At 37.2% G+C, this 6618-nt stretch carries 7 protein-coding genes; 5 read left to right on the top strand and 2 right to left on the bottom strand.

The genetic code is table 11. The features are described 5' to 3' along the window. The first annotated feature begins 213 nt into the window (after positions 1 to 213). The 3 genes from ACUVXA_RS14010 to ACUVXA_RS14000 all read left to right on the top strand — a co-directional run bounded on the left by ACUVXA_RS14010 (position 214) and on the right by ACUVXA_RS14000 (position 2596). On the top strand, positions 214 to 1416 hold the full coding sequence (locus tag ACUVXA_RS14010; protein WP_445871899.1) for a hypothetical protein: 1203 nt from the start codon (positions 214 to 216) through the stop codon (positions 1414 to 1416). A gap of 94 nt (positions 1417 to 1510) precedes the next feature. Further along, the gene (locus ACUVXA_RS14005; RefSeq protein ID WP_445871898.1) at positions 1511 to 1807 is read left to right on the top strand and encodes a hypothetical protein; all 297 of its coding nucleotides are present in this window, start codon (positions 1511 to 1513) and stop codon (positions 1805 to 1807) included. Positions 1808 to 1990: 183 nt separating this feature from the next. Then, the gene (locus ACUVXA_RS14000) at positions 1991 to 2596 is read left to right on the top strand and encodes an RAD55 family ATPase (RefSeq protein WP_445871897.1); all 606 of its coding nucleotides are present in this window, start codon (positions 1991 to 1993) and stop codon (positions 2594 to 2596) included. A gap of 54 nt (positions 2597 to 2650) precedes the next feature. Here the strand turns inward: ACUVXA_RS14000 and hisG are convergent, their stop codons facing one another. Further along, positions 2651 to 3631, bottom strand: a complete 981-nt coding sequence (hisG, locus tag ACUVXA_RS13995) for an ATP phosphoribosyltransferase (RefSeq protein ID WP_445871896.1) — start codon at positions 3629 to 3631, stop codon at positions 2651 to 2653. A gap of 194 nt (positions 3632 to 3825) precedes the next feature. On the opposite strand from hisG, the gene ACUVXA_RS13990 reads away from it, so the two are divergent. Further along, complete coding sequence (locus ACUVXA_RS13990) at positions 3826 to 4764, top strand: hypothetical protein (protein WP_445871895.1); 939 nt, start codon at positions 3826 to 3828, stop codon at positions 4762 to 4764. A gap of 4 nt (positions 4765 to 4768) precedes the next feature. After that, positions 4769 to 5041, top strand: a complete 273-nt coding sequence (locus tag ACUVXA_RS13985; protein ID WP_445871894.1) for a lipoate protein ligase C-terminal domain-containing protein — start codon at positions 4769 to 4771, stop codon at positions 5039 to 5041. A gap of 18 nt (positions 5042 to 5059) precedes the next feature. Here ACUVXA_RS13985 and coaBC read toward each other — a convergent pair whose 3' ends face one another. Then, positions 5060 to 6355 (bottom strand): bifunctional phosphopantothenoylcysteine decarboxylase/phosphopantothenate--cysteine ligase CoaBC, encoded by a 1296-nt coding sequence (gene coaBC / locus ACUVXA_RS13980; protein WP_445871893.1) that lies wholly within the window; start codon positions 6353 to 6355, stop codon positions 5060 to 5062. Positions 6356 to 6618 lie beyond the last annotated feature (263 nt).

The raw sequence follows: 6618 nt of genomic DNA, 5'->3' as shown, positions 1-6618 counted from the left end.
TGCTCACCAGCCAAAACCAGTTTTAATAACCTATTTCATTTTCAAATACTGAAAATTTTGAAAATATCATTTTAGAACCAACTAAAAAGGATCTTCAATTCATAATTGAAGATAAATATATTACAATTACCATTCCGAAAGAAGATGTTGAAAGAATAGATACTATATTAAGAATTAAGAGTAAATAATTTGAAAGCTTTATAAGTGTATAAGATGATAAACATTGAAAAAATTTTGGAGTCTGCATTAGAGCAAGGAGAAGGAGTTTTTCGACTATTTCCGAACTGGGTTCCTCGGGAATTTTGCATCCCTGGTAAAAGGTTAAAATTGCATCCAGATGATTATTATGCATACGGAGTTCATCGAGGAGGTATTGATGAGAGGTGGTTTGCTTCAACCACAAAAGCCGATAATGGGCCAGAGACACTCGAAGATGAAGGGCTAAGTTATATCTATCTTGAAAACAATAAGGAAAATAAAAAAATTCTTTTAAAAGATGCAATTGACGTGATAGGTAATGAGATCCTTGGAAAAAAAATTATGGATAAATATAATTGCTGGCCAATGTATTCCAAATTTTTCGATAATCTAGAGCCACTACCGCTACATTTACATCAAAATGATGAACACGCCGCCAAGGTTGGACGGAAAAGCAAACCGGAAGGTTATTATTTTCCCGAGCAATTAAATAATCATTCGGGTTATTTTCCCCACACATACTTCGGGCTTAATCCAGGTACTACAAAAGATAAAGTAAAGAATTGCCTTAAAATTTGGGATAGAAAGGATAATCAAATCTTGCAATTATCGAGAGCGTATAAGCTAGAATTAGGAACGGGCTGGCTGGTGCCTCCAGGGGTTCTTCACGCTCCAGGATCTCTTTTGACATATGAACCTCAATTTGCATCCGATGTTTTTGCTATGTTCCAGAATATTACTTGGAATCGATATATACCATATGATCTACTTGTTAAAGATATACCTGAAGATTTGAATAAGGATCTGGATTATATAATAAGTCTTATTGATTGGGATCTTAATCTAGATCCAAATTTTTATCAAAATAGATTTCTAAAACCACAGCCAGTAGCACCGATCGAATCGATGAGAGAAAAGGGATATGAAGAATATTTTATCGTATATGGTAATGAGCATTTTTCGGCTAAAAAATTAACAGTATTTCCAAAAAAATCAGTTAATATTAAAGAAAAAACGCCTTATGGATTAATCGTTATTCAGGGACGCGGAAAATTTGGAAAATTTGAAATAGAAAACCCAAATATGATACGTTTTGGAGAGATGACCAATGATGAGTTATTTGTTACCTATGACGCAGCACAGCAGGGAATTGAAGTAAAAAATGAAAGTAATAGAGAAAATTTAGTTATTTTGAAACATCTTGGACCAGGAATTTAATAATACCCCTTTATTCCTGCGATACTCGATTTACTTTGTTAAAAAGTTCTTGATTTTGTGATTGAATATCTCTAAAAAAAGGGGGAGAGTTGAAATGGCAACAAAACCAACAGAACCTCAAAAGTCGGGAACACCACAAAAAACCGCAGTCGATGTAAAGGAACCTCAAAAAGAAGCGGTTGATGGCAAAAAGAAAGTCAAGATCTTGGTAGTTGATCCCACGCTGTGCGTAGGTTGTGAAGTATGTGAGAGTGTCTGCTCCATGGTTCACGATAATGAATTTAATCGGGAATGGAATGGTTATAAACCAAAAAGGGGTATTTTTGCAGTTTTTCCCGCTTTAAAAATTCTTGAGTCACTTGTTTGTGCATGTACATGCTTTTGTATCTAACTTTCATGTTTGCATGAATCCCAGAGTGTTATGGTCTTAGGTATATTCCTAATCGGTCAAATAGGACACTATATTTCAATGGACTGTCAATCGGGAAAAGTTAGATACAAGATGAATTAATTGGGGGAGGTCTATATCCCTTGGTGACTATCTATTAATAGGCCCACCAAAAATTGGAAAAAATTGTTTGTTAGCCAAGTGTCGTATAATGCTGCTTTAAGAGGCGAAGCGGTAATTTATCTTACAATGGATAAGTCGCCTCAAAGAATTAGAGAAGAAATGGCTTATTTCAAATGGTTTGTTGAATCTCTGGAGAAGAAGGACGTTTTTAGATTTATTGACGGTTTCACTATGTGGTATTTTTATGATACCGATTATAAAACAGAAGAATTTACTTTGAATAGTTTAAAAAATCTTTCAAAAATCCAAGCTGTGATTAAGGCGGCTCGTGAGAAGGGCGGGCTCGGGGGGCTAGCGATATTTTCATCTTTGTCAACATACATACAGCATGTGGAATTTGAAAAGGCTTTCACCCTTTTTTTCCATCTAAGAGCGGCAACCGAGCAAATAAGGAATGCTGGAATAGGCATATTGACTCTAGGTATGCATACGGAAAGGGAGCTGACTGCCCTTAAACATATTTTTGATGGAATAATCGAAATGAATTTCCAAAAATCTGATGATAAAATTATTCGAATGATTCGTATATTTGGTCTTGGTAAAAAATTAGAGACAATTGGTTGGGTAGAATTTCATATAAGCGATGAGGGGATTGTCTTAGACCTGTAGACTCTTATCTTTTAAGTTTTCTGATACTTTGGAAAAAATTTTTGATATGATTAATTATATTATCCTGTTCCTTATTTCTTCCAGGGGTAGAACTCCTTTAGGCTCGTAGACGACCAATCCCTGCGCTAAGCGGCGTAGTACTGGTATGAGTCTCAGAAATTCTTCTTTAGCTATTACCGTGTTTATTGCGACCCATCCTTCTGTTCCTGCTAATGGTGAGATGGTTGGGCGTTTGAGGGCTGGTAGCTGTTCTAAAAGTTCTTCTAGATTTTCTTCTTTAACGTTCATAAAGATGTGCAACTTTTTCCGGGCTTCTACTGCGCCTACTATTAGGGTCATTACGTCTCGGATTTTTTCCTCTTTCCATTTATCCTTTAAGGCTTCCTTATTTGCAATAAGTACTGCTTCTGATTGAGAAAAAACTTCAATTATTTTTAATTCATTGCTTTTTAGGGTGGTTCCGGTTTCGGTGTTATCAACTATGGCGTCAGCGTCTTCTGGTGGTTTTGCCTCGGTGGCTCCGAAGGAGAGCATAATCTTAACATTAGGGTTTTGTCCATAACGAGACCAAGGAGTTATTATCTCAGGAGTTTTATTTCCATAGTATTTTTCATACTCTTTGTTTTGCATTATACGCATTGAAGTAATGTTTATGTACTCTGTTGCGATTCGAATAGGTTTTCCATCACTTTTAAAATGTTTTATAAGGTCTGAAAGCGAATTTACTTTTTCCCAGGAATTTGGTATTGCTAACACTATACTAACCTTACCGTAATCTAATTTTGAGAGAAATTGCACTTTAGCTCCACTTTCATTAATCCAGTCTTCTCCTGCGATTCCCAATTCATGGGCTCCCTCTTGTATTAATGTTGGTATCTCCTGTGGTCTTAATAGTTTTAGGCTAATCTCTGGATCATTGATCCAAGGGCGGTAGGAACGCTCAACCGCCTTAACATTATATCCCGCTTGTTTTAGCAGTCGTAGAGTAGCTTCCTGTAGTGAACCTTTAGGTATAACGAATTTTAATTGGGGCATTTTCACACCACCAGAACTATATAGAAATCCTTTTTTTGAATTTAATTTCATTGAACTATATGAAAATACTTGTTTAAAGTGGCTTCCAATCCTATTTTAAGTCTTTATAAATTCTTGACTAATTAATTTTTAATATTTGATTACAATGGAAAATATTGAGCCTTAATAACATTTCTTATTGTTGGTGTTCACCTTTGACTAACCATATTAAATTAGCTGAAAGCTGTGGCATTTACCTCTATTTAATAGACAGCTTTGAGTACATATCTTTGTTTAATTCACCCTACTATGCTCACAACCACGGGATTGCTATAGACATTTACCTCGGTCCCGGAAAATTTGGGGCAGAGGCACCTTGCCCTACCCCAGGAAAAGTAATCAATATTCAGAAGGTTAAAGCGCCAATACGAAAAAACTTCAACGCTGAAGAAACAGATTACTTAATTATTCTCCAGAGCGAAGAGAATCCAAGACAACTAATTAAAATGCTGCATATTAACCCCAAGGTAAAAGTTGGAGAAAATCTGGAGGTCGGGGACTGCTTGGGCACTCTCATCAGAAGCGGATTTTTTAATTTCTGGACTGACCCTCACATTCATCTAGAAATAAGGAACCCCGGGGACCCTATACGCGCAAAGGGTTCAAAACCCATACGACTTTTATCCCTAAAAAGGGAGAGCTGTTCTGAGCCTAACAACAGTTTCAAATGTAAAGTGATCAATGTTCGAACAGACTACACAATGGTGGAGCCCAGCCGAAAAGTAACAATTAAAATCGGAAAATTTTATGGTTTCGCAATCAAAATCAATAACGAAATAGGAATCCTTGATTGTGGACTGCCTCACTACGGCTTCGGAGGAGTTCTCCTGGAAAATAACAATTTTGAACTAGGTCAGAAAGTCTATTTAGGTGATCTTCCGATTGGCAATACTTTTGAGAAAAAGCAAAATATTGCCGCTATTAAACTTAATCCAATCTCAATAATTTGTGAAGGAATCGATTTGAGAGGGCTTTCACACTATATTAATCTAAAAAACCCACTCATCAAGCTTATCACCAAGAAAAGAGAAAAATTAAATCTTAGTGAGGGAGAAGAAATCCTGATAACCATCAAGTCTCACGAGGAGGAATAATAGAATGGGTACCGCAGAATTAAAAGTTCCGGAAGGAAAACTGGTGGAAGCTAAAGTAAAAATAATCGAAGGAAAAATAAACGAGATTCTTATAACTGGAGATTTTTACGTGCATCCCGAAGAAGAAATCGAGGAACTGGAGAAAAACCTCTTAGGAATATCTGTTGAAAAAGTAAATGATGTGGTTAACAACTTTTTTAAAAATAGGGACATCATACTAGTAGGTGTTAGGCCTCAAGACTTCGTCAAAGTAATTTTAATGGCGTCTCAAGAATAGACTCCAATGCAAATTACTCTAGGATTTGTTAGGGTTAGAAATGGTTTTTTGAAGCTCCAAGACTTTTTGATTATACTTTTTGACTACGATATCAAGTATTCGAGAGGCGATTACTCGTTTGGGACTTAGTGGAATGTGCGTCATTTCTCCATTTTTGTCAATTACATAAACTTCATTGCTATTGGATGCAAATCCTGTGTTTTCCTTTGAAATGTCATTAGCCACTATGAGGTCTAGATTTGCCTTCTTGATTTTGTTCAAAGCACAGCTTATTAACTGCTCCTTGGGAATGTTATATTCCGCCTTAAATCCCACGAGAAAGATATCTGGAGCAGTCTCTCTAGCTTTATTAATTACCTTGGGTAGAGGAACGAATCGAACCATAAAATCCCTTTTACCTGATGGAGTTTTTGCATCAATTTTCGTACCGGGACCGTAATCGCTAACTGCTGCAGTTGAAATCATAATGTCATAATGCTCTTTCTTTAGACTTGCAACCACAGCCTCAAGCATATCTTGCGTCGACTCTACATTAATAACATTAGCAAGAGGTGGAGGCTCCACAGTGCCAGGCCCAAATACCAGAGTTACCTCAGCCCCCCTCTGAATGCTTGACATTGCTAGAGAAACTCCCATTTTACCAGAACTGGGATTGCTAACGTACCGAACAGCGTCAATGTATTCTCTGGTGGGACCTGCTGTAATCAGTACTCTTAACCCCTTCATGTCTTTGGGTCTGGTTAAAACCTCTAAAACATACGCTACAATGGTATCAATGTGCGCAATCTTTGCCTTGCCCTCTTCGAATCTTGGACCCACAAATTCCATACCCAAAGATCTTAAACGATTAATATTCTCAAGTACAATAGGGTGGCGAAACATGGACTCATGCATAGCAGGAACAATCACAATAGGAATATTTGCACCCACAGCGCTACTTACCACGGTTGTAGGAGGAGTATCATCTATACCGTAAGCGATTTTACTAATTGTATTAGCAGTTGCGGGGGCGACCAGAACCAGCGAGGCGGTGTCGGGATGATCACCAGCCAGAGATATATGTTCAACCTTCCCTGTCAGTTGAGTCACCACGGGATTGCCCGTCGCCCACTCCATTAAATCTGGAGTAATGAGCTTGGTTGCCGCCGGCGACATTACCGCATAAACCTCAGCTCCATCTCGCATGAGCTCTCTTGCTATGATGGGGCATTCCATGGCTGCTACGCTGCCTGTTATGCAGAGGACAATTTTTTTCCCCTTTAGAACCTCGCTTTTAGTTCCGATGATTTGTTTGGAGGTGTGTTTTGTTAGCAAATTACAACCCCTTTTTTCCTTAGAGGACTGCTTAAAAATATTGCGGTACTCTCTGGGTTTTTAAGAACTGGAACATGTATTTAAGTTTTAGGCATAAATATAATAGATTAAACATATAATACTAAAAATATTTAGATTTTCAGAAAAATATATATTTTACGAATAATGCAATAACACGTTCACTTTTTAAAATGATTCTAAATTATTAAAAAACCCCCATACGCTTACGCGTTTTAGACAAAGGACGAAAATCTAGTTTTTCA

This window comes from Candidatus Jordarchaeum sp., from assembly GCF_052745115.1.
This window is presented reverse-complemented; position numbering and strand designations above follow the sequence as displayed.